This window comes from Pseudomonas sp. WHRI 8519 (assembly GCF_040224055.2).
Taxonomy (GTDB): Bacteria; Pseudomonadota; Gammaproteobacteria; order Pseudomonadales; family Pseudomonadaceae; genus Aquipseudomonas; species Aquipseudomonas putida_X.
Genome location: NZ_CP167996.1, coordinates 262,826 through 283,704, shown reverse-complemented (window position 1 = coordinate 283,704; position 20,879 = coordinate 262,826). Strand labels below are relative to the sequence as shown.

20 protein-coding genes are annotated in these 20,879 nt (G+C 62.2%); 6 read left to right on the top strand and 14 right to left on the bottom strand.

Features of this window, described 5'->3' with window-relative positions; translation table 11 throughout:
- Positions 1 to 12 precede the first annotated feature (12 nt).
- Both ABRP30_RS01370 and ABRP30_RS01365 read right to left on the bottom strand, forming a co-directional pair.
- The gene (locus tag ABRP30_RS01370; protein ID WP_349975921.1) at positions 13 to 882 is read right to left on the bottom strand and encodes a LysR family transcriptional regulator; all 870 of its coding nucleotides are present in this window, start codon (positions 880 to 882) and stop codon (positions 13 to 15) included.
- Positions 883 to 1,019: 137 nt separating this feature from the next.
- Positions 1,020 to 3,266, bottom strand: a complete 2,247-nt coding sequence (locus ABRP30_RS01365; RefSeq protein WP_349975920.1) for a heavy metal translocating P-type ATPase — start codon at positions 3,264 to 3,266, stop codon at positions 1,020 to 1,022.
- Between the two features lie 82 nt (positions 3,267 to 3,348).
- On the opposite strand from ABRP30_RS01365, the gene cadR reads away from it, so the two are divergent.
- Complete coding sequence (cadR, locus tag ABRP30_RS01360; RefSeq protein WP_241805054.1) at positions 3,349 to 3,792, top strand: cadmium resistance transcriptional regulator CadR; 444 nt, start codon at positions 3,349 to 3,351, stop codon at positions 3,790 to 3,792.
- 41 nt (positions 3,793 to 3,833) lie between these two features.
- Here the strand turns inward: cadR and ABRP30_RS01355 are convergent, their stop codons facing one another.
- Genes ABRP30_RS01355 through ABRP30_RS01345 form a run of 3 tightly spaced genes read right to left on the bottom strand, consistent with a single transcriptional unit; the run spans position 3,834 to position 6,463 of the window.
- Positions 3,834 to 4,805 (bottom strand): thymidylate synthase, encoded by a 972-nt coding sequence (locus tag ABRP30_RS01355; protein WP_267820256.1) that lies wholly within the window; start codon positions 4,803 to 4,805, stop codon positions 3,834 to 3,836.
- 49 nt (positions 4,806 to 4,854) lie between these two features.
- The gene (lgt, locus tag ABRP30_RS01350; RefSeq protein ID WP_241805052.1) at positions 4,855 to 5,664 is read right to left on the bottom strand and encodes a prolipoprotein diacylglyceryl transferase; all 810 of its coding nucleotides are present in this window, start codon (positions 5,662 to 5,664) and stop codon (positions 4,855 to 4,857) included.
- Between the two features lie 16 nt (positions 5,665 to 5,680).
- Entirely contained in the window at positions 5,681 to 6,463 is a 783-nt protein-coding gene (locus tag ABRP30_RS01345) for a sulfite exporter TauE/SafE family protein (protein ID WP_349975919.1), read from the bottom strand.
- Positions 6,464 to 6,592: 129 nt separating this feature from the next.
- On the opposite strand from ABRP30_RS01345, the gene ABRP30_RS01340 reads away from it, so the two are divergent.
- On the top strand, positions 6,593 to 7,339 hold the full coding sequence (locus ABRP30_RS01340; RefSeq protein WP_349975918.1) for an NRDE family protein: 747 nt from the start codon (positions 6,593 to 6,595) through the stop codon (positions 7,337 to 7,339).
- A gap of 30 nt (positions 7,340 to 7,369) precedes the next feature.
- On the opposite strand, the gene ptsP is transcribed toward ABRP30_RS01340, so the two are convergent.
- Complete coding sequence (ptsP, locus tag ABRP30_RS01335) at positions 7,370 to 9,649, bottom strand: phosphoenolpyruvate--protein phosphotransferase (RefSeq protein WP_241805049.1); 2,280 nt, start codon at positions 9,647 to 9,649, stop codon at positions 7,370 to 7,372.
- A gap of 22 nt (positions 9,650 to 9,671) precedes the next feature.
- A complete protein-coding gene (locus ABRP30_RS01330) occupies positions 9,672 to 10,151 on the bottom strand; it encodes an RNA pyrophosphohydrolase (RefSeq protein ID WP_012054016.1) in 480 nt (159 codons plus the stop codon).
- Positions 10,152 to 10,292: 141 nt separating this feature from the next.
- On the opposite strand from ABRP30_RS01330, the gene ABRP30_RS01325 reads away from it, so the two are divergent.
- Positions 10,293 to 10,949 (top strand): HAD family phosphatase, encoded by a 657-nt coding sequence (locus tag ABRP30_RS01325; protein ID WP_267820250.1) that lies wholly within the window; start codon positions 10,293 to 10,295, stop codon positions 10,947 to 10,949.
- Between the two features lie 32 nt (positions 10,950 to 10,981).
- Here the strand turns inward: ABRP30_RS01325 and ABRP30_RS01320 are convergent, their stop codons facing one another.
- Both ABRP30_RS01320 and ilvA read right to left on the bottom strand, forming a co-directional pair.
- Positions 10,982 to 11,407 carry a DUF2269 domain-containing protein gene (locus ABRP30_RS01320; RefSeq protein ID WP_267820248.1) on the bottom strand — a complete coding sequence of 142 codons (426 nt, stop codon included), beginning with the start codon at positions 11,405 to 11,407 and terminating at the stop codon, positions 10,982 to 10,984.
- A 38-nt stretch (positions 11,408 to 11,445) separates the two neighbouring features.
- Positions 11,446 to 12,960 carry a threonine ammonia-lyase, biosynthetic gene (ilvA, locus tag ABRP30_RS01315; protein WP_349975917.1) on the bottom strand — a complete coding sequence of 505 codons (1,515 nt, stop codon included), beginning with the start codon at positions 12,958 to 12,960 and terminating at the stop codon, positions 11,446 to 11,448.
- A gap of 134 nt (positions 12,961 to 13,094) precedes the next feature.
- Between ilvA and rpiA the strand changes: the two genes are divergently transcribed.
- Positions 13,095 to 13,769: a ribose-5-phosphate isomerase RpiA gene (gene rpiA / locus ABRP30_RS01310; RefSeq protein WP_241805045.1), complete on the top strand. Its 675-nt coding sequence runs from the start codon at positions 13,095 to 13,097 to the stop codon at positions 13,767 to 13,769.
- 39 nt (positions 13,770 to 13,808) lie between these two features.
- Here the strand turns inward: rpiA and ABRP30_RS01305 are convergent, their stop codons facing one another.
- From ABRP30_RS01305 to ABRP30_RS01290, 4 genes are all read right to left on the bottom strand, one after another.
- Positions 13,809 to 14,720 (bottom strand): SdiA-regulated domain-containing protein, encoded by a 912-nt coding sequence (locus ABRP30_RS01305; protein ID WP_349975916.1) that lies wholly within the window; start codon positions 14,718 to 14,720, stop codon positions 13,809 to 13,811.
- Positions 14,721 to 14,809: 89 nt separating this feature from the next.
- Positions 14,810 to 15,730 carry an SdiA-regulated domain-containing protein gene (locus ABRP30_RS01300; RefSeq protein ID WP_349975915.1) on the bottom strand — a complete coding sequence of 307 codons (921 nt, stop codon included), beginning with the start codon at positions 15,728 to 15,730 and terminating at the stop codon, positions 14,810 to 14,812.
- A gap of 106 nt (positions 15,731 to 15,836) precedes the next feature.
- Positions 15,837 to 16,502: a fumarylacetoacetate hydrolase family protein gene (locus ABRP30_RS01295; RefSeq protein WP_267820239.1), complete on the bottom strand. Its 666-nt coding sequence runs from the start codon at positions 16,500 to 16,502 to the stop codon at positions 15,837 to 15,839.
- Positions 16,503 to 16,526: 24 nt separating this feature from the next.
- On the bottom strand, positions 16,527 to 17,924 hold the full coding sequence (locus tag ABRP30_RS01290; RefSeq protein WP_349975914.1) for an FAD-binding oxidoreductase: 1,398 nt from the start codon (positions 17,922 to 17,924) through the stop codon (positions 16,527 to 16,529).
- A 171-nt stretch (positions 17,925 to 18,095) separates the two neighbouring features.
- Here ABRP30_RS01290 and serA point away from each other — a divergent pair, with 171 nt between their 5' ends.
- Entirely contained in the window at positions 18,096 to 19,325 is a 1,230-nt protein-coding gene (gene serA, locus ABRP30_RS01285; RefSeq protein WP_039602651.1) for a phosphoglycerate dehydrogenase, read from the top strand.
- A 346-nt stretch (positions 19,326 to 19,671) separates the two neighbouring features.
- Here serA and ABRP30_RS01280 read toward each other — a convergent pair whose 3' ends face one another.
- Positions 19,672 to 20,148, bottom strand: coding sequence for a DUF4399 domain-containing protein (locus ABRP30_RS01280; protein WP_241805040.1), 477 nt, complete (start codon positions 20,146 to 20,148; stop codon positions 19,672 to 19,674).
- A 197-nt stretch (positions 20,149 to 20,345) separates the two neighbouring features.
- Between ABRP30_RS01280 and ABRP30_RS01275 the strand changes: the two genes are divergently transcribed.
- The gene (locus ABRP30_RS01275; protein WP_349975913.1) at positions 20,346 to 20,834 is read left to right on the top strand and encodes a transporter substrate-binding domain-containing protein; all 489 of its coding nucleotides are present in this window, start codon (positions 20,346 to 20,348) and stop codon (positions 20,832 to 20,834) included.
- Positions 20,835 to 20,879: the final 45 nt, after the last annotated feature.

Below are 20,879 nucleotides of genomic sequence, written 5' to 3'. Positions count from 1 at the left end.
TGGCGTTGCTGGCTAGAACTGCGACCCCACCACTTCCTGCGCTACCCCGAGGAAGGCTGCCGGCAAGCGGGCCTGGCGTCTTTCTTTCAGGCAATACAGGTACTCGTGCATCACCGGCGCGTCTTCCAGGGTCAGCACCCGCAGCTCCGGATTGTGCGGCACCTCGTGCCGGGCAATCACGCTGATGCCGATATTACGCAGCACCGCCTCACGGATCGACTCGCGGCTGCCGATTTCCAGCATCGCTTCAGCCTTCACCCCAGCGCCTTGCATCATTTCTTCGGTGAGCTTGCGCGTGGTCGAGCCCTTTTCGCGCATCAGCAGGCATTGCCCTGCCACCACCTCGATCGAGACCACCTGACGGTGCGCCAGCGGGTGATTGCGGTGCACCGCCACTACCAGCGGATCCGTACCCAGCACCCGCCTGACCAGGCGCGCATCTTCCAGCAACTGTGAGGAGGCGGCGAGATCGACGCGGTAGTCTTCCAGCATCTCCAGCACTTGCTGCGAATTGCCGATCTCCACGGCCACGCCCACCTGTGGCAAGCGCTCACGGAAAATCTTCACCAGATCGAGGATGTAATACGGCGCGGTGGCAGCGATGCGCAGGTTGCCTTGGGCATGGCCGCTGTTGCGCAGTTCGAACTCGATGTCGGCTTCCTGTTGCAGCAGCGCCTTGACCATCGGCAGCAGGCGCACGCCCTCTTCGCTCAGCACCAGGCGCCGCCCGCCGCGGTAGAACAGCTCCACGGCGTACTGGCTTTCGAGGTTGCGGATCTGGGTGGTCACCGTCGGCTGGCTCAGGCCAAGCTTCTTCGCCGCCAGGGTGATGCTGCCCAGGCGGGCCACCATGTAGAAGGCTTTGAGCTCGGCACTCAGCATTGCGGGGCTCCGCAGCGGCAAGCGCCAAGCTGCAAGCCGCAAGCTAAGGCAGTACTGTGTAGTTTCATAGATCTCGATTCCACCTCGATCAGCTTGCCGCTTGCCGCTTGCAGCTTGCCGCTTGCCGCTTGCCGCTGCTACTTGCGCAACAGGCGCAGACCGTTGAACACCACCAGCAGGCTTACGCCCATGTCGGCGAACACTGCCATCCACAACGTGGCCATGCCGGCAAAGGTGAACGCCAGGAAGACGGCCTTGATACCCAACGCCAGAACGATGTTCTGCTTCAGGATCGCCGCACTTTGCCGCGACAGCCTGACGAAGGCCGGGATTTTGCGCAAGTCGTCATCCATCAGTGCCACATCGGCGGTCTCGATGGCGGTGTCGGTACCGGCAGCCGCCATGGCAAAACCAATCTCGGCGCGGGCCAGCGCCGGCGCATCGTTGATGCCATCACCGACCATGCCAACCCGGTGCCCCTGGGCGTAGAGCTGCTCGATCGTGCTCAGTTTGTCGGCAGGGAGCAGGTTGCCTTCGGCGCGGTCGATACCGACCTGGGCAGCGATGGCCTGGGCAGTGTGAGGATTGTCGCCGGTCAGCATGACTGTCTTGATGCCAAGCGCATGCAAGTCGGCGATGGCCTCGCGGCTGCTGTGCTTGACCGTGTCGGCAACGGCGAACAGCGCCAACGGGCCAGAGCGGTCGAGCAACAGCACCACCGTCTTGCCTTGACGCTCGAGTTGGTCCAGCTGCGCTTCGAGCTGCGGTGAGCACAAGCCCAGCTCTTCCACCAGGCGATGGTTGCCCAGGTGATAGGTTTCGCCATCGATATCACCGCGCACACCCCGCCCGGCCAAGGCAGCGAACCCGCTGACCTCACTCAGCTCAAGCCCCTGCGCCCTGGCGAACTGAGCGATGGCAGCCGATACCGGGTGGTCTGAGCGCTCGGCCAGGCTTGCCGCCAGTGCCTGGGCGCGGCCTTCGAACAAGGGGTCGAGCACCTTGGTATCGGTCTGCACTGGTTTGCCGTGGGTAAGGGTGCCGGTTTTGTCCAGGGCCAGGAAATCCAGCTTGCGGCCCCCCTCCAGGTACACGCCACCTTTGATCAGGATCCCCTTGCGCGCCGCAGCCGCCAGGCCACTTACAATGGTCACCGGCGTGGAAATCACCAAGGCACAGGGGCAGGCCACCACCAGCAGCACCAAAGCGCGGTAGACCCAGTCGAACCAGGCGCCGGCCATCAGCAGCGGCGGGATGAGCGCTACGGCCAAAGCCAGGGCGAAAACCACAGGTGTGTAGATGCGCGAGAAGGTATCGACGAAACGTTGAGTAGGCGCGCGGGCGCCCTGCGCCTCCTCCACGGCCTTGACGATACGGGCCAATGTGGAATGCCCCGCCACGGCCGTTACCCGGTACTCGAGCGCGCCGGCCTGGTTGATGGTACCGGCGAACAACTTGTCGCCAGGGGCCTTTTCCACGGGCAGGCTCTCGCCGGTGATCGGCGCCTGATCGACGCTGGATTGCCCACTGACCACCTCCCCGTCCAGGCCGATACGCTCACCGGGGCGCACGCGCACGAGGGCACCGATCGCCACATCGCGCACCGGGGCCTCCCGCCATTGGCCGTCAGCCTGCTGCACCGTGGCCATGTCCGGCGTAAGCTGCATCAGGCCACTGATGGCATGGCGTGCACGGTCAAGTGAACGCGCCTCGATCAGTTCGGCGAGGGTGAACAGCACCATGACCATGGCCGCCTCAGGCCATTGGCCGACCAGCACGGCACCGGTCACGGCAATGCTCATCAGCGCGTTGATGTTCAGGTTGCGGTTCTTCAGGGCAATCCAGCCCTTCTTGTAGGTGCCCAGGCCACAGCCAAGGATCGCGGCCAGCGCCAGCGCGGCTACCACCCACTCAGGCGCCAAGGCGCTGAAATGGATTATTTCGGCGGCGATCGCCGCGACGCCGGACAATGCCAATGGCCACCAGCGAGTCTTGGCTGGCGCAAAGGCGCCACCCTCATCCTCTGCAGCCAGCGGTTCTGCCTTCATACCCAGGCTTTCGATGGCCCGCTCGATCTCAGTAGTGCCCTCCAGGGTGTGGCGCACGCCCAGTACGCGGTTGATCAGGTTGAACTCCAGCTGCTCGATGCCGGCCAGCTTGCCGAGCTTGTCCTGGATCAGGGTCTGTTCTGTCGGGCAGTCCATGGCTTGTATGCGAAAGCGGCTGAGACGGGCCTGACCACTGGCCTTTTCGCTCAGTTGCACAAACGCAGGTGCCGCACGGGACCCGCAGCAACTGTGTGCATGGGCGTCGTGGCAATGGCGTTTACTGGCGTTGACGTGGTCATGGTCATGCACGTGTTCGTGGCTGACAGGCTGGTTCATGGGGTCATCCTTAGTGAGCACCTGTTGCCAAGTGAACACCCTGTAGCCACTATAGGGTCAAGCCACCTGTTGGAGATTCGCCATGAAAATCGGAGAACTGGCCAAAGCCACCGACTGTGCAGTGGAGACCATCCGTTATTACGAGCGTGAACAGCTGCTGCCGGAGCCTGCACGTACCGACGGTAATTACCGGTTGTATACCCAAGCCCATGTCGAGCGGCTGACCTTCATCCGCAACTGCCGCACCTTGGACATGACCCTGGACGAGATCCGCAGCCTTTTGCGCCTGCGTGACAGCCCGACGGGTTCATGTGGCAGCGTGAATGCGTTGATCGACGAACATATCGAACACGTGCAGGCGCGGATCGATGGACTGGTGGCATTGCAGGAGCAACTGGTGGAATTACGCCGGCGGTGCAGTGAGCAGGGAGAGGAATGCGCGATCTTGCAGCGTTTGGAAGTGAACGGGGCTGTATCCGTGCCGGATTCAGAGCATTCGCACGTGGGGCGCAGCCACGGCCATTGAAGCCGTGGGGGCTGCTGTGCAGCCCTCGGCATTCGCGTGAATCAGACCGCCATTGGCGCCGTCATCGGTGCATGGTGCTCATAGCCTTCCAGGCTGAAATCGCTCGGTTCGATCTTCTCCAGCCACTCAGGCTCATACTTGCCCGTCTCGGCAAAGGCAGGCACGCGGTTGCTGATCACCAGCTTCGGCGCTTGCAGCGGTTCACGCTTGAGTTGCTCATTGAGCATGTCCAGATGGTTTTCGTACACATGGGCATCGCCAATGAAGTACGTGAACCAGCGCGGCGTGTAACCGGTCAGGCGGCCGAACAGCGACAGCAGCGCCGCACCTTCGGTGAGGTTGAACGGCGTGCCCAGGCCCAAGTCGTTGGAGCGGATGTACAGCGTCAGTGAGATTTCCCTGGTCTGCACGTTCGGGTGGAACTGGTACAGCAGATGGCAGGGCGGCAGCGCCATTTCGTCCAGCTGCGCGCAGTTCCAGCCGTGGAACAGGATGCGGCGGCTGCCCGGGTCGTTGGCGATGGTGTCCAGGCACTGACGCACCTGGTCGATGGCCTTGTACAGGACGACGAACGCCTGGCCATCTTCCTCGTCCTGGGCAATCCTGCGAAAGCCCGCTTTCTCGGCCATTTCGATCGCAGCCGGATTGCTCAGCGGGATGCGCTTGTAACCCGGCCACTGGCGCCACTGCACACCGTAGATCTCGCCGAGGTCGTCATGGCCCTGGCGGAACGGGTTGGCCAACCACTGGGCGTTCTCGTTGGCGTTCTGATCCCACACCTTGCAGCCCAGCTCACGGAATTCACCCGCGTTCTTCACGCCACGCAGGAAGCCGACCATCTCGCCGATGGCGGACTTGAATGCCAGCTTGCGCGTGGTGATGGCCGGGAAGCCCTTCTGCAGGTCGAAACGCAGCATGGCGCCTGGCAGGCTAATGGTGCGGATGCCCGTGCGGTTTTCCTGCAGAGTGCCGTTTTCGATGACGTCACGGACCAGGTCCAGATACTGTTTCATGGCTTACCTGTAGCAATAACGGCAGGGGGATCGCCCCTGCCGTTGGGAATCAGATGGCGGGTTTCGCCGTGGGTTTGCGATTATAAGCCCACCAGATCAATCCGAGGCCGGCCAGAATCATCGGGATGCAGAGTATCTGACCCATGGTCAGCCAGCCCCAGGCAATGTAGCCCAGCTGGGCATCCGGCACGCGGACGAATTCGACGACGAAGCGGAAGATGCCGTAGAACAGCGCGAACATCCCAGACACCGCCATGGTTGGGCGTGGCTTGCGTGAGAACAGCCAGAGGATGGCGAACAACGCCACGCCTTCCAGGGCGAACTGGTACAGCTGCGATGGGTGGCGCGGCAGCTGGGCCGGGTCGCTGAACGGCGGGAAGATCATCGCCCACGGCACATCGGTCGGTTTGCCCCACAGTTCGGCGTTGATGAAGTTGCCGATACGCCCTGCGCCCAGGCCAATCGGCACCAGCGGTGCGACGAAGTCCATCAGCTCGAAGAACGACTTGTTGTTGCGCTTGCCGAACCACAAGGCGGCCAGCATCACACCGATGAAGCCGCCGTGGAACGACATGCCACCCTTCCATACCTCGAAGATCAACGTCGGGTTGGCCAGGTAGGCGTGCAGGTCGTAGAACAGCACATAACCCAAGCGCCCGCCGACGATGACCCCCATCGACAACCAGAACACCAGGTCCGAGAGCTTTTCACGCGACCAGGTGGGGTCGAAACGGTTGAGCCGGCGCGAGGCGAGCAGCCAGGCGCCACCAATGCCAATCAGGTACATCAGGCCGTACCAATGGATTTTCAGCGGCCCGAGCGCAACGGCCACGGGGTCTATCTGCGGGTAAGGCAGCATGGATATTCCTCTGGTTTCAAATCAAAAAGCTCAGACCTACGCAAAACAGCAGCGCGGCGAACAAACGCTTGAGCAGACGGGGCGACAACTTGTGCGCCAGCCGCGCGCCGAAGCGGGCGAAAAACATGCTGGTCACGGCAATGCCGACCAGCGCTGGCAGGTACACGAAGCCCACGCTATGGGCGGGCAGATGCTCATCGTGCCAACCCAGCCACATGAAACTCAGGGCGCTGGCCACGGCAATCGGCAGGCCGCAGGCCGAAGACGTGGCGACCGCCTGCTGCATCGGCAGGCTGCGCCAGGTCAGGAATGGCACGGTCAACGAACCACCGCCGATCCCGAAGATTGCCGAGGCCCAACCGATCACGCCACCGGCGCCGATGAGTGCGGGCTTGCCGGGAATGCCGCGGCTGGCCTTGGGCTTGAGCTCCAGTGCCATCTGCGCGGCAATGATCAGGGCGAACACGCCGATGATCTTCTGCAACAGCGGGCCCTGGATAAGCGAAGCCGTCTTGGCGCCCACCCCGGCGCCCAGCAAGATACCCACGGTCATCCAGGCGAAGACCGGCCACTGCACCGCACCCCGGCGATGGTGCTCGAGCACGGCGTTGATCGAAGTGAAGACGATGGTGGCCAGCGAGGTACCGACTGCCAGGTGAGTGAGCACCGAAGCGTCGAAGCCCTGCAAGGTGAAGCTGAACACGAGCACCGGCACGATGATGATGCCACCGCCCACGCCGAACAGCCCGGCCAGCACACCGGCACAGGCGCCCAGAAGCAGATAGAGTGCGAACTCCATTCGTCGTCCCCGACAAAACAATCCGGCATGGTAACGGAAGGCGGGCTCGGGGCTCTAGTGAACTCTGTGACAGGATGGATCGGCACCGCCGCTGTGGGTACAGTGGCAAAAAACACAGAGGCCCAACCTATGTGCCTGATCGTATTCGCCTGGCGGCCAGGGCATGCCTTGCCGCTGATCGTGGCGGCCAACCGCGACGAGTTCTATGCCCGGCCCACTCAGGCGCTGGCACCCTGGGAAGATGCGCCCGGCGTATATGCCGGGCGTGACCTGGAGGCCGGTGGTACCTGGCTGGGCGTGGGGCCGCAGGGGCGGTTCGCTGCGCTGACCAATATCCGCGACCCCGGGCAGCCATTGGGCCCCCGCTCGCGCGGCGAGCTGGTGGCGGCCTACCTGCAAGGTGAACTTGGGGTCGAGGCATACCTGGACCAGGTCGCCAGCCGCAGCCAACAGTACTCGGGGTTCAACCTGCTGGTAGGCGATGGGGCGCGCCTGGGGTTTCTGCACGCCCGAGACGCGGCGCCGCGCTTGCTGGCGGCTGGGGTCTATGGGCTTTGCAATGCCGGGCTGGACACGCCATGGCCAAAGCTGATCAAGGCGCGCGAGGGGCTGGCACGGGTACTGGATTCAGCGGCCCCGCAGGGTTTGATGGCGTTGCTGGCCGATGGTGAAACGGCGCCTGAAGCAGAGCTGCCGGAAACTGGCGTGGGCGTGGCGACCGAGAAGCTGCTGTCGAGTGTGTTCATTGCCAGCCAGAACTATGGGACACGCGCCAGTACGGTGCTGATCGTGGATGATCAGGGTAATAGACGGCTGATAGAACGCAGCTTCGGCCCGTTTGGTGGGCACCTGGGGGAGGTTGAGCTTTCGGTCTGAGACCCTGGGGCCGCACAGCGGCCCTGGAATTCAGAGGGTCTTGTTGGCCTCTGGCCCGATCATCCGCGCCAGCCCCAGGTTTTTCAGGGCCAATTGCAACGAGCTGTGGATAACCTGCGGGTTGTCATGGCTCAGGGCATCGGCCAGCAGCTCCTTGGCCTTGCTCATGTTGATCTGACGCAGCATCCACTTGACCTTGGGCAGGTTGGTAGCGTTCATCGACAAGCTGTCGAAGCCCATGGCCATCAACAGCACCGCTGCTGCCGGATCACCGGCCATCTCGCCGCAGATACTGACGGGCTTGCCCTCGCCGTGAGCATCACGCACCACGGTGTTCAAGGCTTGCAGCACTGCCGGGTGCAAGTAGTCGTACAGGTCGGCAACCCGCGGGTTGTTGCGGTCCACCGCCAGCAGGTACTGGGTCAGGTCGTTGGAGCCTACGGAAAGGAAATCCACCTGACGCGCCAGCTCCTTGGTCTGGTAAACCGCAGCCGGGATCTCGACCATCACGCCAACAGGTGGCATGGGCACGTCCGTGCCTTCGTCACGTACCTCGCCCCAGGCGCGGTGAATCAAGTGCAGCGCTTCTTCGAGTTCGTGAATGCCGGAAATCATCGGCAGCAGAATGCGCAGGTTGTTCAGGCCTTCGCTGGCCTTGAGCATGGCGCGGGTCTGGACCAGGAAGATTTCCGGGTGGTCGAGCGTCACGCGTATGCCGCGCCAGCCCAGGAATGGGTTTTCTTCCTTGATCGGGAAGTACGACAGCGCCTTGTCCCCGCCGATGTCGAGGGTACGCATGGTCACCGGCAGCGGGTGAAACGCCGCCAACTGTTCGCGATAGATGGCCAGCTGCTCTTTTTCGCTGGGGAAGCGCTGGTTGATCATGAACGGCACTTCTGTGCGGTACAGCCCCACCCCTTCGGCGCCCCGCTGCTGGGCACGGGCCACGTCGGCAAGCAGGCCGGTGTTGACCCACAGCGGCATGCGATGACCGTCCGGGGTGACGCAAGGCAGTTCGCGCAGCGCATCCAGGCCCTGGGCCAGCTGACGCTCTTCTTCGACCACCTCGCTGTATTGCTTGCGCAGCACATCGCTGGGGTTGGTGAACACCTCGCCCTTGTAGCCATCGACGATCAGCTCGATACCGTCGACCTTGGAATACGGCAGGTCGACCAGGCCCATCACCGTCGGGATACCCATGGCACGGGCCAGGATGGCGACGTGGGAGTTGCCCGAGCCCAGCACCGAGACCAGGCCCACCAGCTTGCCTTCGGGCACCTCACCCAGCATCGCCGGGGTCAGCTCCTCGCTGACCAGAATGGTGTTGTCGGCATACACCAGCGATTGCGAACGGGCTTGCTGGAGGTAGGCCAGCAGACGGCGGCCGAGGTCTTTGACGTCCGAGGCGCGCTCGCGCAGGTAGTCGTCGTCCATCAGTTCGAAGCGGTTGACGTGCTCGCCTACCACCTGGCGCAAGGCGCCCTGGGCCCACTGGCCGGTCTTGATGACGTCCGTCACCTCACCGCCAAGGGCTGCATCCTCCAGCATCATCAGGTACACGTCGAACAGCGCGCGTTCTTCAGGGCGCAGCTGGGTGGCCAGCTTCGCCGACAGCTTGCGCATATCGGCACGCACGCCTTCGAGGGCGTTGTTGAACAGCTTGAGTTCAGCGTCGATGTCTTCGACCGTCTTGTCCGGCACCACCTCAAGGTCGGCCGGCGGCAGCATGACCACGGCACGCCCGACGGCAGCACCCGGCGAGCCTGGCACGCCGACGAAGCGCGCTTCCTGGATGCCCTTGCCCTGGCGGCCCAAGCCGCGAATCGAGCCGGTGGCCTCGGCGTGGGCGATGACCCCGGCGAGCTGGGCACTCATGGTGACCAGGAACGCTTCTTCACCCTCATCGAACTGGCGGCGTTCTTTCTGCTGAATGACCAGTACGCCGACCACACGACGGTGATGGATGATCGGTGCACCGAGGAAGGACGCGAAACGCTCCTCGCCCGTTTCAGCGAAGTAGCGGTAACGCGGGTGATCGGCAGCGTTTTCCAGGTTCAGCGGCTCTTCCCGGGTACCGACCAGACCCACCAGGCCTTCGTTGGGGGCCATGCTGACCTTGCCGATGGAACGCTTGTTGAGGCCTTCGCTGGCCATCAGCACGAAGCGGTTGGTTTCCGGGTCGAGCAGGTAGACCGAGCAGACCTGGCTGCCCATGGCCTCCTTGACGCGCAAGACAATGATACCCAACGCCGTCTTGAGATCTTTGGCGGAGTTCACTTCCTGGACGATCTTGCGCAGCGTATTGAGCATGGCTCGGGGTCGAACTCCGTCGTCAGTCGCGCGTCAAAAGACGCGGTGCTAGCTCTTTCAGGGCGCGGCGATACACTTCACGCTTGAAGGTCACCACCTGGCCCAGCGGGTACCAATAGCTGACCCAGCGCCAGCCATCGAATTCGGGCTTGCCGGTCAGGTCCATCCGCACCCGTTGCTCATTGCTCAGCAGGCGCAGTAAAAACCATTTCTGCTTCTGGCCGATACACAGCGGTTGGCTGTGGGTACGTACCAGACGCTGGGGTAAACGATAACGCAACCAGCCGCGGGTGCAGGCAAGAATTTCCACATCATCGCGTTCAAGGCCAACTTCTTCGTTCAGCTCGCGGTACAGGGCATCTTCCGGCGTCTCGTCAGGGTTGATACCACCCTGAGGGAATTGCCAGGCATCCTGGTTGATCCGCCGAGCCCATAGCACCTGCCCGGCATCATTCGTGAGAATGATCCCGACATTTGGGCGAAAACCATCCGGGTCGATCACGGCAGCAACCTCGCAAACGCATGTCACCGCATTGTTCCACAAAGCTTGCGAGGGCAGCAACGCGCCCGCCACGCTTATGTGCAGCGAGGTGAAAACTCCGTATTCTGCGGGCCTTCCCTATGGCTGACGCGAGTAACCGCAATGCGCCTGGCTTTATTCGACCTGGACAATACCCTCCTTGGTGGCGACAGTGACCACGCCTGGGGTGATTATTTGTGCGAACGGGGCATTCTGGACCCCATCGCCTATAAACGCCGCAACGACGCCTTCTACCAGGATTACCTGAACGGCACCCTGGACCTGCAGGCCTACCTGGCCTTCTCCATGGAAATCCTTGCGGCGACCGAGCCGGCGCAGCTTGACCAATGGCACCGCGACTTCATGCGCGACTGCATCGAGCCGATCATCCTGCCCAAGGCATTGGCCTTGCTGCAGCAGCACCGCGATGCCGGCGACCAGCTGGTGATCATCACGGCCACCAACCGCTTCGTCACCGCACCGATTGCCCGCCGCCTGGGCGTGCGGGTGCTGCTGGCGACCGAATGTGAAATGCAGGATGGCCGCTACACAGGGCGCAGTACCGATATACCGTGTTTCCGTGAAGGCAAGGTGACGCGGCTGGAGCGCTGGATGCTGGAGAACGGCTTCGACCTGGAAGACAGCTATTTCTACAGCGACTCGATGAATGACCTGCCTTTGCTGGAGCGGGTAACGCACGCGGTGGCGGTGGACCCGGACCCTAACCTGCAGGGCGAGGCAGAACGACGCGGCTGGCCGGTGATTTCCCTGCGGGATTGAAAGGGTTGGGGCTGCCGAGCAGCCCCATCGGCTCAGACCGGTTTGGCGCCCATCAGGCCGGCAATGGACAATAAGCAGACCCCGCTGAACACCGCCAGGGCCAGGGTAAACCGCAACCCCACCACCTCAGCCTTGCGCAGCCGATTCAGGCGCACCAGCAGCCACCATGCGGAAAACGCACCTACCGTATAGAGGACGCTGGAAGCCAGCACCCAGGTCTGCCCCAACGGCCAGCCCACCAGGTGCACCAGCCACCAGCCGGTGAATGGCATGCTCAACAGGCACACGCCCATCAACACCCAGACGAACACCAGCGGCCGGCGCAGCAACTTGCCGTAGGCATCGGCATCGCCCTGGCGCCTGGCGCGTACAGTCCAGATCGCCAAGCCCAGCGCCCCCAGAAGCAGCAGCGCGGTGGCGACGATGTGCAGGGCCTTGAGGGTGGTCAGGTGTTCCATGTCGTCACGTCCTTGGGTGGTTAGCCAAGCTTAGCCGCTCAACCCAGGAATAGCCGGTAGGCCGGGTTTTCGGTTTCATCCCAATACGGGTAACCGATCTTGGCCAGCGCTGCCGGCACCAGGTGGCGCTCGTCTTCCGGCACCTGTAGCCCAGCGACGACACGGCCGTCAGCCGCGCCGTGGTTACGGTAGTGGAACATCGAGATATTCCAGCGCCCGCCCAGCTTGTTGAGGAAGTTGAACAATGCCCCCGGCCGCTCAGGGAATTCGAAGCGCAGCACGATCTCGTCACTGGCACCGGCCGAATGGCCGCCGACCATGTGGCGGATGTGTAGCTTGGCGAGTTCGTTGTCGGTCAGGTCGGTGACCGGGAAACCCTGGTCGGTCAGCTGTTGCACCAGCGCAGCGCGCGGGTCGTTCTCTGGGTGGGTCTGCACACCAACGAAGATGTGGGCCTCGTCGGAGGTATGCTTGCGGTAGTTGAATTCGGTGATCTGGCGCTTGCCGATGGCCTCGCAGAAGGCCTTGAAGCTACCGGGGCGCTCGGGGATGGTCACCGCGATGATCGCTTCGCGCTTCTCGCCCAGCTCGGCGCGCTCGGCGACATGGCGCAGGCGGTCGAAGTTGACGTTGGCGCCGGAATCGATAGCGACCAGGGTCTGCCCGCTGACACCGGTGAGCTCCACGTACTTCTTGATACCGGCAACACCCAACGCGCCAGCAGGTTCGGTGATCGAGCGGGTATCGTCGTAGATATCCTTGATCGCCGCACAGATCTCGTCAGTGCTGACGGTAATCACGTCATCCACGTACAGCCGGCAGATATCGAAGGTATGCTGGCCAATCTGCGCCACCGCCACACCATCGGCAAACAGCCCGACCTGCGGCAGGACCACGCGCTCGCCAGCGGCCATGGCCGCCTGCAGGCAGTTGGAGTCTTCAGGTTCGACGCCGATGACCTTGATTTCCGGGCGCAGGTATTTCACGTAGGCCGCGATACCGGCGATCAGGCCGCCACCACCCACCGGCACGAAGATCGCGTCCAACTGGCCAGGGTGCTGGCGCAGGATCTCCATGGCCACGGTGCCTTGGCCGGCGATGGTGTGCGGGTCGTCGTAAGGGTGGACATAGACCAAGCCCTTCTCATCGACCAGCTTCAGCGAGTAGGCCAGCGCCTCTGGGAACGAGTCGCCATGCAAGACAACCTTGCCGCCCCGCGAACGCACGCCTTCGACCTTGATCTCCGGCGTGGTCTTGGGCATCACGATGGTGGCCTTGATGCCCATCTCACGCGCGGCCAACGCCAGGCCCTGGGCATGGTTGCCGGCCGACGCGGTAACCACGCCGCGTGCCAGTTCTTCCGGGCTCAGTTGCGCCAGCTTGTTGTACGCCCCACGGATCTTGAAGGAGAACACCGGCTGCAGGTCTTCACGCTTGAGCCAGATCTGGTTGCCCAGGCGCTTGCTCAGTTGCCCGGCGCTGTGCAGCGGGGTTTCGACAGCGACGTCGTAGACGCGCGAGGTGAGGATCTTCTTGACGTACTGTTCAAGCATCGGGAAAGCATCACTGGCCGCGGGACAAGGGCTGCGAGTCTACCCCAGCGCCACGTCGGGCGACCACAGCAAAGCCGTCCGAGCCGTTATACTAGCCTCCTTTCATTACCGCCCTGCCCCTTTCCGGAGCCCGCATGACCCAGGACCAACTCAAACAGGCCGTCGCCCAGGCCGCTGTCGACTTCATTCTGCCCAAGCTGGATGAAAAGAGCGTCATCGGCGTCGGCACCGGTTCGACTGCCAATTTCTTCATTGACGCCCTGGCCCAGCACAAGACCGCGTTCGACGGCGCGGTCGCCAGCTCCGAGGCCACGGCCCAGCGCCTGAAGGGCCACGGCATCCCGGTGTATGAGCTCAACAGCGTCAGCGATCTGGAGTTCTACGTCGACGGCGCCGACGAAAGCGACGCCCACCTGAACCTGATCAAAGGGGGTGGCGCGGCACTGACGCGCGAAAAAATCGTCGCGGCCGTGGCCAAGACCTTCATTTGCATCGCCGATGGCAGCAAGCTGGTGCCGGTGCTGGGCGCCTTCCCGCTGCCGGTCGAGGTCATCCCGATGGCCCGCAGCCACGTGGCGCGTCAACTGGTCAAGCTGGGTGGCGATCCGGTGTACCGTGAGGGGGTGGTCACCGATAACGGCAACGTCATCCTGGACGTTCACAACCTGCAGATCACCAACCCGGTGGAGCTGGAAGCGCAGATCAATGCGATCGTCGGCGTGGTCACCAACGGCCTGTTCGCCGCGCGCCCGGCCGACCTGCTGCTGCTGGGCACCGCTGAAGGCGTCAAGCGCCTCACTGCCGAGTAACCCCTCGGCGGCAAGCCGGCGATTGGGGCAAAAACACGCTCAATCGACCGGCTGCTTGAACACGTAGAACAGGTTCGGCTCACTGACCAGATAAATGGTCCCCGCCTCATCCATGGCAATCCCTTCCGCCTGCGGCACCGTCTGCTTCAGCCCCTGGTAACCCTTGCGCAGCGACAGTGTGCTCAACGGTTTGCCCTTCACGTCCAGCTCCAGCACCAGCCGTGATTCATCCGACAACGCCAGCAGATGCCCGCTGCGCTCGTCGAATTGCAGGCTCGACAGATCCCTCACGAACAGCCCCTCATCGCGCTTGCGGTCCTGCGCTACATGCACTGCATAGGGCTGCTCCGGATTTTCATGGGGGAACCCGTGAATTTCATAGATCACCATCGGGTCCCGCTCCTTGGCCACGAACAGGCGTTTGCCCGCCGAGTCGTAGGCCAGGCCCTCGAAGCCCTTGTTACCGTTCAGGCCGATACCCAGGCTCAATTGCTCGGCATCGTTGGCATCCAGGAACAGCGTGTCATCCTCCAGGCGCACGCGAATCAGCCGTTGCTGGCGCTCATCGGTGATCACGTAACTGTTGGGCCCAACGTATTCCACCGCCTCGGGGTCGCCGAAACCGGTCAATGGCACCCGCCGCAGGATACGGCCGTCGAGGGATAATTCGATCAGTTCGGACCGCTTGTTGGTCACGGTGAACAGCGTCTTGCGGTCGGGGTCGTACGTCAGCGCCGAAACATCATCGTCCAGCCCGTCGATAGCCTGCGCCTCGATCACCACCTGATAGCGATCCAGGCCCATGCTTCGTTCAGCGGGCTGCCACCAGGACTTGACGTTGAACCAGCCACGCTCGAGCAAACGGAACTGCTGCTGCGCCACGCCCAGCAAGAGCACAGCGAGCAGACCAGTGACAGCCAGGATCAGGGGCAGACGAACATAACGACGCATAGGGCAGACTCGGTTTGAGGACGACGAATCTAACCACGAACAACTGAAGTAAAGCTTAATGCCAGCATCCGAAATATCTGATTTTGCAGTCAGTTTTTCTTGAATCGATAGAACAGCGCCGGCTCACTGACCATGTACAGGTTGCCTTGGTCATCCATCGCCACCCCTTCAGCGCGCGGAATGGTGTCCTTGAGGCCGTTGAAACCGCCCAGCAAGGTCATGAAGCTGACCTGCTGACCTTGCTCGTCGAGCTCCAGCAGCATGTTGGAGTCCGACGACAGCACCAGAAGGTGGCCCGTACGCGGGTCGACGCCCAGGGCGGAGAGGTTGCGCAGGTCGAGTTCGTCGCTGGCCAGCGGCTGCTTGTCACCCTGCAGCGGGCTACGCCCATCGGTGCTCCAGGTATACAGCTTTGGCGGCCGCTCCTCGCCGATCACCAGGCGCTGGCGCATCGGGTCCCATGCCACGGCTTCGAAGCCCTTGTTGCTTTTCACCGATTCGCCCAGGTCGTGGCTCTGAAAATCTGCATGGTTCAGCGACTTGGTTTGCGCATCCACCTTGACCACGGTGAGGTCGTGCAGACGCTCATCGGTAATGGCCAAGCGGCCATCCTCCAGCACGGCAACCCCTTCAGGGTTGTTCCAGCCCTGCAATGGGATCTGCCTCAGCACATCACCCTCGAGGCTCAACTCGACCAGGAACGGGTTCTTGCCCATGACCACAAATAACGTACGCGTATGCGGATTGAACGCCACGTCCGACGCTTCATCGTCGTCCATGCCCGGCAGGGGCTTGGCATCGATATCGACCTGGTAGTCCGGCAACCAGACGCTTTCGCCGCGCTCTGCGCTGCTCTCGAAGCCTTCCTGCAACCACAGCCGGCCCCGGTCATCCCAGTGCATTGCCACGGCCACGCCATAGCCAATCACCGCAGCCACGACCAGGCCGAATGGCCAGCGCAGGTAGAAGCGACGCTTGGGGGATACGGAAGCGCTGGAAGACGGGGCCATACAGAGTGTTCCTGGGTAAATAGGCGGAGATTCGCGCATTATCCAGATGGGTTGTGAAAAAAACGGTAAATCGCGTCGCCCGCTTCGCGGGCGGCGCAGTCTCGGCTCAGAGCACCCGGCTTTCGAAGCGGCTCACGCCCGGCAACTCCAGCACCAGTTCATCACCCACCTCGAAGGGCCCGACGCCTGCCGGGGTCCCGGTCAGCACCACATCCCCCGGCAACAGCGAAAAGTGCGAGGCCATGTGCTGGATGATCGGCACGATCGGGTTGAGCATCATCGCGCTGTTGCCGTCCTGGCGAACCTCACCATTGATGGTCAGGCGCACGGGAATGTCGGCCAGGTCTTCGAAGGTGCCGGCAGCAACGAAAGGCGGCAGTACACAGGCACCGTCGAAACTCTTGGCGGTCTCCCACGGCATGCCCTTCTCTTTGAGCTTGGCTTGCACGTCACGCAGGGTCAGGTCCAGCGCTGGGGCAAAGCCTGAGATGGCATCCAGCACTTCTTCTTCGGACGGGTGCGCCGACAGCGGCTTGCCCAGCAACACCGCGATTTCGGCTTCGTAGTGCACCGACCCACGGTCGGTAGGAATCTTGAAGCCACCCTCCAGCGGCACCACGCAACTGCCCGGCTTGATGAACAGCAACGGCTCGCTCGGGATGGGGTTGCCCAATTCCTTGGCGTGCTCGGCATAGTTGCGGCCAACGCACACCACCTTGCCCAACGGGAAGTGGATACGGGTGCCGTCTACGTACTGGTGCTGGTAACTCATGGCCGACTCCTTTGATTACTGCTTTTATTCAGGAGCGAAGATCTTACCCGGATTCATGATGCCGTTAGGGTCGAAGACGGCCTTTATCGCCTTCATGCAGGCGATTTCCTGCGGTGAGCGGCTGTAGCCAAGGTAATCGCGCTTTGTCATGCCCACACCGTGCTCGGCGGAGATCGAGCCGTTATAGCGCTGGACGATGTCGAACACCCACTTGTTGACCTTGGCGCATGAAGCGAAGAAATCGTCTTTGCTCATGGTCTCGGGCTTGAGGATGTTCAGGTGCAGGTTGCCGTCACCGATGTGCCCGTACCACACCACCTCATAGTCGGGATAGTGCTCGCTGACGATGGCATCGATGTCGCGCAGGAAGGCCGGCACCTTGGAAACCGTGACCGAAATGTCGTTCTTGTACGGCGTCCAGTGGGAGATGGTTTCGGACAGGTACTCGCGCAGCTTCCAGAGGTTTCGCAACTGGGCTTCGCTCTGGCTCATCACCCCGTCCAGCACCCAGCCTTGCTCGACGCAGTGCTCGAAGGTGGCCAGCGCTTCGTTGGCCACCTCCTCGGTACTGGCCTCGAACTCCAGCAAGGCATAGAACGGGCAGTCGGTGGCGAACGGCGCAGGAACGTCGCCACGGGCCAAGATCTTGGCCAGGCCCTTGTCGGAAAAGAACTCGAATGCCGTGAGGTCAAGCTTGCCCTGGAAGGCATGCAACACCGGCATGATCGAATCGAAGTCCGGCGTGCCCAGCACCATCGCGGTGAGGTTGCGTGGGGCGCGGTCCAGGCGCATGGTCGCCTCGACCACGAACCCCAGGGTGCCTTCGGCGCCGATGAACAACTGGCGCAGGTCATAGCCCGTGGCGTTCTTGATGAGGTCCTTGTTCAGCTCGAGCAGTTCGCCCTTGCCCGTGACAACTTTGAGGCCAGCGACCCAGTTACGGGTCATGCCATAGCGAATGACCTTGATACCACCGGCGTTTGTGCCGATGTTACCGCCAATCTGGCTGGAGCCGCTCGAGGCGAAATCCACCGGGTAATAAAGCCCCTGTTCTTCGGCGAATGCCTGCAGCTGGCGGGTGATGACCCCAGGCTGGCAGACCACCGTGCGATCGAAGGCATTGAAATCGAGAATCTGGTTCATGTAGTCGAAGGCGACCACCACTTCACCATTGGCTGCCACGGCACCGGCGGAGAGCCCGGTCCGACCGCCGGAAGGCACCAGGGCAACCTGATGGCGATTGGCCCAGCCAACGATGGCCTGAACCTGTTCCACGCTTTTGGGGAACACGATGGCAGTCGGCGCGGGCGGGAAATGCTTGGTCCAGTCCTTGCCGTACGTTTCCAGGGAAACGGCATCGGTCAGGACCTTGCCAGGGTCTACCAAGGTCATCAGTTCATCAATTACCGCGGGCTGCGTCATCGCCGGAACTCTCGACTTATTCATAGTCACCCTGAGTACTCTTCACCTGTCGGGATAAGCTCAGATTGTGTCGCGTATGCTAGCATAGCGCTCCCGCTGTTCATGCTAAGGCCGACGCCGCGCCTAGCATCACTTCTCGCCATTTTTTCTCCGGGATACAGGTTTACGCAGATGAGCAAGACTTCTCTCGACAAGAGCAAGATCAGGTTCCTTCTCCTTGAAGGTGTGCACCAGAACGCGGTGGATACCCTCAAGGCCGCCGGGTACACCAACATCGAGTACCTCACTGGCTCGCTGCCGGAAGCGGAACTCAAGGAAAAGATCGCCGATGCCCACTTCATCGGCATCCGTTCGCGTACCCAGCTGACCGAAGAGATCTTCGACTGCGCCAAGAAACTGGTCGCCGTCGGTTGCTTCTGCATCGGCACCAACCAGGTCGATCTGGACGCTGCCCGCGAACGCGGTATTGCCGTGTTCAACGCGCCATACTCCAACACCCGCTCGGTGGCCGAGCTGGTGCTGGCCGAAGCCATCCTGCTGCTGCGCGGCATCCCCGAGAAAAACGCCTCCTGCCACCGTGGCGGCTGGATCAAGAGCGCTGCCAACTCGTTCGAAATCCGCGGCAAGAAGCTGGGCATCGTCGGCTACGGCTCAATCGGTACCCAACTGTCGGTACTGGCCGAGAGCCTGGGCATGCAGGTCTACTTCTACGACCCGCTGACCAAGCTGCCGCTGGGCAACGCCGTACAGGTCACCAGCCTGCACGAACTGCTGGGCCTGGCCGACATCGTCTCGCTGCATGTGCCTGAGCTGCCATCCACCCAGTGGATGATCGGTGAGAAAGAAATCCGCGCGATGAAGAAGGGCTCGATCCTGATCAACGCCGCCCGTGGCACCGTGGTAGAGCTGGACCACCTGGCCGCGGCCATCAAGGACAAGCACCTGATCGGCGCCGCCATCGACGTGTTCCCGGTCGAGCCGCGCTCCAACGATGAAGAGTTCGAAAGCCCGCTGCGCGGCCTGGACAACGTGATCCTGACCCCGCACATCGGTGGATCCACCGCCGAGGCCCAGGCCAACATCGGCCTGGAAGTGGCCGAGAAACTGGTCAAGTACAGCGACAACGGTACCTCTGTATCGTCGGTCAACTTCCCGGAAGTCGCCCTGCCGGCGCACCCGGGCAAGCACCGCCTGCTGCACATCCACGAAAACATCCCGGGCGTGCTCAGCGAGATCAACAAAGTCTTCGCCGAGAACGGTATCAACATCTCCGGTCAGTTCCTGCAGACCAACGAGAAAGTGGGTTACGTGGTCATCGACGTTGACGCCGAGTACTCCGACCTGGCGCAAGAGAAGCTGCAGCACGTCAAGGGCACCATCCGCTCGCGCGTACTGTTCTGAGCTTGATTACCAAGCCCTGGTAGCGACTGCCAGTCAGACAGCATTATCAGGGCTGCTACGCAGCCCATCGCCGGCAAGCCGGCTCCCACAGGCTGCGCGCAGGCCTCAAGCACTGCGCGGTCTCTGAACTACCCCAAGCAAGCTGGACACCCATCCAAAGTCCTGGGGTAGCCCTTTCTGGACACCACTCCAAAGTCCTGGGGTAGCCCATTCTGTGGGAGCCGGCTTGCCGGCGATGGGCCGCAAAGCGGCCCCAAACCGCTTAGCCGAGGGCCCTCGAACTTGATGGCCACCTTTATAGTTTGGCCAACAAGCCCGCCCCCTTAGCGATGCCTGCGGCGTCGGCTTACTTCACTTCGACCGTGATCTTCTTCGACTCAACGCTTGGCTTGAACGGTACGTGATACCGGTCACCCAGCACCAACTGCAGGGTGTGCTTGCCCGGCGTCAGGGTAAGGGTGGTCTCGGTCTGGGCCTTGCCGAAGTGCAGCACCTGTGGGCCGGCTGGCAGCGCTGCCCCGCCTTCAGGCATCAAGCTGGTCGGCAGTGGCTGATCGGCTGCAGGCTCCTTGTCCACATCCACCAGCAGGTGGTGGTGGCCGGTGTGCGGGGTCTGGTCACCCGCAGGTTTGAGCCCCATGCCTTCGATGCCAAACTTGACGGTGAAGGTCTTGTCGACCGTTGCACCATCAGCGGGGGAAACGATGAAGACCTTGGCATCCTTGGGCGGCTCCTGGCTCTTCAGCGCATCCGCAGCGCTGGCCAGTACCGAGGCCCCCATCAGCAGACCGGCTACGGCAGCACGCGAAAATAGGCTGTTCATTCACTTCTCCTGTGATTCACTCATTGACCGCCACCTGCAAACGAACGGCGGCGGAAGTCCACCATAGCCCACAAAGAGAAAAATTTCAGTTAGGGTTAAACATCGCCAAGGCTTCAAGGTCATAGGCTGCGCTCGACCACGACGAGGAAGAAAGTCGTGGCGAAAGTTATTCATTTGCCAAAGAAAAGGGGCATTAGATGCGTTCGACGCTGGGTGTACTGCTGGCAGTACTGATCACGCCATTGGCTCAAGCCGAGCTGATAGACGAAATCGCCGACCGGGGCGAACTGCGCATTGCCGTACAGGCCGACAACTCGCCGTATGCCTTCAAGGAAAACGAGCACCTGACCGGCTTTGAGATCGAGTTCGGCCAAGAGCTGGCCCAACAACTGGACCTGCGTGTCGAGTTCATTGAAACACCTGAGGCCGAGATACTCCCCGGTGTTGAAACGGGCAAATACGACATCACCCTGACCCCAGCGGAAAATGCCCCCAAGGCCGACACACCGTTCGACCTGAGCCAGCCTTTTGGCGAGAGGAAACTGGTCATCCCGTTCCAGAAAGACAACCCGGCGTTCGAGAGCGCGGTGAACAACGCGCTGCAGCGCCTCAAGGACAGCGGCCGAACAGCGGAGCTTGAGCAGAAGTGGTTCAAGGGTGTGCAGCAGACGGCTACCGGAGAGTAAGTCCGTTATTGCCTGCACAGCCATTCGCGGGTAACCCTCGCGAAC

Bases quoted from the DNA above. Each gene is read 5' to 3' on its own strand.
- ABRP30_RS01345 (WP_349975919.1), bottom strand. From the start codon at position 6,463: ATGGAGTTCGCACTCTATCTGCTTCTGGGCGCCTGTGCCGGTGTGCTG.
- rpiA (WP_241805045.1), top strand. From the start codon at position 13,095: ATGACCCAGGACCAACTCAAACAGGCCGTCGCCCAGGCCGCTGTCGAC.
- ABRP30_RS01290 (WP_349975914.1), bottom strand. From the start codon at position 17,924: ATGACGCAGCCCGCGGTAATTGATGAACTGATGACCTTGGTAGACCCT.
- ptsP (WP_241805049.1), bottom strand. From the start codon at position 9,649: ATGCTCAATACGCTGCGCAAGATCGTCCAGGAAGTGAACTCCGCCAAA.
- ilvA (WP_349975917.1), bottom strand. From the start codon at position 12,960: ATGCTTGAACAGTACGTCAAGAAGATCCTCACCTCGCGCGTCTACGAC.
- ABRP30_RS01325 (WP_267820250.1), top strand. From the start codon at position 10,293: ATGCGCCTGGCTTTATTCGACCTGGACAATACCCTCCTTGGTGGCGAC.
- serA (WP_039602651.1), top strand. From the start codon at position 18,096: ATGAGCAAGACTTCTCTCGACAAGAGCAAGATCAGGTTCCTTCTCCTT.
- ABRP30_RS01365 (WP_349975920.1), bottom strand. From the start codon at position 3,266: ATGAACCAGCCTGTCAGCCACGAACACGTGCATGACCATGACCACGTC.
- cadR (WP_241805054.1), top strand. From the start codon at position 3,349: ATGAAAATCGGAGAACTGGCCAAAGCCACCGACTGTGCAGTGGAGACC.
- ABRP30_RS01280 (WP_241805040.1), bottom strand. From the start codon at position 20,148: ATGAACAGCCTATTTTCGCGTGCTGCCGTAGCCGGTCTGCTGATGGGG.
- ABRP30_RS01320 (WP_267820248.1), bottom strand. From the start codon at position 11,407: ATGGAACACCTGACCACCCTCAAGGCCCTGCACATCGTCGCCACCGCG.
- lgt (WP_241805052.1), bottom strand. From the start codon at position 5,664: ATGCTGCCTTACCCGCAGATAGACCCCGTGGCCGTTGCGCTCGGGCCG.
- ABRP30_RS01275 (WP_349975913.1), top strand. From the start codon at position 20,346: ATGCGTTCGACGCTGGGTGTACTGCTGGCAGTACTGATCACGCCATTG.
- ABRP30_RS01305 (WP_349975916.1), bottom strand. From the start codon at position 14,720: ATGCGTCGTTATGTTCGTCTGCCCCTGATCCTGGCTGTCACTGGTCTG.
- ABRP30_RS01355 (WP_267820256.1), bottom strand. From the start codon at position 4,805: ATGAAACAGTATCTGGACCTGGTCCGTGACGTCATCGAAAACGGCACT.
- ABRP30_RS01295 (WP_267820239.1), bottom strand. From the start codon at position 16,502: ATGAGTTACCAGCACCAGTACGTAGACGGCACCCGTATCCACTTCCCG.
- ABRP30_RS01300 (WP_349975915.1), bottom strand. From the start codon at position 15,730: ATGGCCCCGTCTTCCAGCGCTTCCGTATCCCCCAAGCGTCGCTTCTAC.
- ABRP30_RS01340 (WP_349975918.1), top strand. From the start codon at position 6,593: ATGTGCCTGATCGTATTCGCCTGGCGGCCAGGGCATGCCTTGCCGCTG.
- ABRP30_RS01370 (WP_349975921.1), bottom strand. From the start codon at position 882: ATGCTGAGTGCCGAGCTCAAAGCCTTCTACATGGTGGCCCGCCTGGGC.